3 pseudogenes are annotated in these 2,928 nt (G+C 40.4%); 1 reads left to right on the plus strand and 2 read right to left on the minus strand.

The features are described from left to right. Nucleotides 1-1,055 (plus strand): annotated as a pseudogene (locus tag IM477_RS14270) (IS630 family transposase); the annotation flags it as partial. A gap of 44 nt (nt 1,056-1,099) precedes the next feature. On the opposite strand, the pseudogene IM477_RS14275 reads toward IM477_RS14270, so the two are convergent. After that, a pseudogene (locus IM477_RS14275) lies at nt 1,100-2,389 on the minus strand (IS701 family transposase). A gap of 51 nt (nt 2,390-2,440) precedes the next feature. After that, nucleotides 2,441-2,575: pseudogene (locus IM477_RS14280) on the minus strand (transposase family protein); the annotation flags it as partial. Between the last annotated feature and the right edge of the window lie 353 nt (nt 2,576-2,928).

Consider the following 2,928-nt stretch of genomic DNA (forward strand, 5'->3'; position numbering starts at 1 on the left):
ATTGATATTGTTGAGTCAGTAGAAGATTTAAAAGAATTAATGAAACAACAAAAAAGTAGTTTAGCCTACGCTAAAGTACAGTCCTTATATTTTTTGAAGATGGGGGAGGTAGAGACGGTTCGCCATTTAGCGGTATTAATGGGACGAGGGGAAAGAACAATCCATCGCTGGTTAAGTTTTTACAGAAAAGGAGGAATCGAGCGATTATTATCTGAAGGAAACCCACCAGGAAGACCGAAAAAGATTTCGGTAGAAGAAGTCGCTCTTTTACAAAACGAATTAAAAGACCCAGTGGGTTTTACCAGCTATAAAGAGATTTATTTTTGGCTCTCGGTCGTTCGAGAAATTTCCGTCAGCTATACAACAGTTTATCGTCTCGTTAGACAGGAATTAGGAAGCTCAATTAAAAGTACCTAGACCACGAAATCCGAGACAATTGCCTGGCGAAGTAGATGAGTTTAAAGCGAACTTATCTAAAGGACTAAAAGCTTTACTAGACAGGGAAAGCGAGAAAGTAAAGCGTTACGAGAAAGTAAGTTTTTGGTGCGAGGATGAAAGTAGATTTGGTGGTCACACTATTGCTCGGAATAAAATAACTCTTTTCGGAGTTAAGCCGATTGGTAATTTTCAATATAACTTCCAATGCTTTTGGCTGTAAGGGGCTGTAGAGCCTCGACAGGGCAGAAGCTTCTTCTATGAATTCTCCCATTTAGATGGGGATTGTTTCGGAGAATATCTATTACAACTATCGCAAGCTTTTCCCAATGAATTACATATTTTACAAGTAGATAACGCTCCTGCACATATTGCGGTACACTTAGAAATTCCCGACAATATTATCTTGTTTTATCAACCTTCTTGTTGTCCTGAAGTTAACCCCGCAACAGAGAGTTTGGCTGTACCTGAAAAATTTTCTGGCATGGGAAACTTTTGAATCTCTTGATGCTTTAAGAGATAAACTCGATGCTCTTTTAAATCGTTTATCCAATGACACTATCGGGTATTTGACGGGATGGTCTTGGATTTTAGAAGCTCTATGTCTGTCAGGAATTTAGAAATTTGGTATAAAATCGACCGGCTAATGGGACTTAAACAAATTTCAAGCCCAAATGTAGCCCAAAGCCGCTTTGTGAGCGGAAAAGACATCAATATTCTGCGTTAGCCAAGTGAAAAAACGAAAAGACATCGCTGTACGAAAAGCCTCCAAAGCATCAGTAAATGTCCCCAAAGGTTTATTCGCCCATCGCCTTTGTAGTCCCCCGGTTAAGTGATGCCAGAGAATAAAAGTGTAGGCACAAAACACCAGGATAAAATGGCGAAGAAGGCTTTCTTTCTCGCGAACCTGATATTCTCTTAGCCCTCACCATCCTTTCGCCTCTCGATAGAAAACTTCTACCCAATTTCTTTGGGAGTAAGTTTCTACTACCCATTGCGGGGTTACTTTTTCCGCCTGGACATTCGTGATAAAATAATCGATGTCCGTCGCTTCTTCCCAAGAACTCGCGTTCATGACGATGGCAAAAGTTCTTTCTCCTTCTAAAGACGCAATACGAGCGGAAACAATAAATATGTACAGGGTTTTCGTTTTTTTAACCGAGAGGATTACTGGGGTGAAACTCTCTAGCTTCAAGCTTTTTGCTAATTTCTCCAGACTGATTTCTTCCTCGATTCCTGATTCCGTTTTTCGGATAATTTTTCGATTTTTAGCCACTCCTCCTAAATACTTTAGTTTTCTCTTTTCTAACTCTTTCAGAAACGGCGTGTTGTTTCCATACCCCGCATCTATCAAGACAATTTTCGGTCGGTATTTTCGCTTTAAACTTCGGTCGATTAATTCGAGTCCGAGTTCGGGTTTCTTTTTAAACTCTTCGTCTTCTTTTCCCGATAGTAGAGAAGATGCCGGTTGATAGAGATCGATGTCTAAGGGTAAGCTTTTTTTCCCGTCGTAGAGATGGGTGGTTACTACCACTACTCCGTTATCTGTCTTGCCGATCTCACCGAGGTATTGTCTTCCGACTCCCTCGGTAAAATTGCCACTTTTTCGATGTCCCGAATCATCCAGAATCATCGTGAAGCCCACGCCGATCCTAGTCTGCGAGCATTTGTTCATCACTTCCAGACGACGTTGGTTAATTTGCGTCGCCGACCAAGGAGCCTCGGTTAAAAAGTGATGTAATCGGTGATAAACCACCCCTACCGAGTTATCCGCCATCTGGGTTAGGTTTTTTCGCTCGCTTTCTCCTAATAATCCGCCTAAATAGTGTCGGAAGCCATCTTTTTGCGACTGGTTTTTGAAACAGTCATCGAATCTAGCGCACCATCTCTCGAAGCAGGGCGGCATAGCGGATGGGGTCGTTTCTCGCCTGGGCGTATTTTGACGTGAAAGCATACTATGACTTGATTATAGCTAAAAAAATTCGGTTCTGTGTTTAAGTCCCACTAGCTCTCTATAACTTAAGTATCCTAGCATTGTTCCCAGTATTATTACTACTAATACTATCCATAAAGGGTGTCTTTTTCCTTTATCTTTCCTAAAGTCCTTGACTTGTTTCAGTTTTTCTATTAAGCTCAACATATATTTTAAAGTTGCCGGTCACTCCTCATTTTACAAAGACAGTGATCGCTTTTACTTTTGATATTCTGATGGGAGAATGAAACAGCCCTATAGGGCTGTTTCATTTAAATTAAGTACAGCTGATTTTGAGTCAATAAATTTGACTGAAGATTCTCAAGTTTATCTTTCTCTAACCAAAGGAGTTAGTCACAATAATTAATCTTTAATCTTCTACCAATATTTATTATGAATGGCTCTTCGGGACTTGGTATGGTTCGATGTGGGGGCATAAATCGACTCAATCCTTATCTGGCAAGAGATTTAATTGATTAGTTCGCTCCAGATCGCCAACAATTGACAAAAATTGCGGCAAT

The sequence above is a fragment of the Microcystis sp. M090S1 genome, from assembly GCF_020246295.1.
GTDB lineage: Bacteria > Cyanobacteriota > Cyanobacteriia > Cyanobacteriales > Microcystaceae > Microcystis > Microcystis aeruginosa.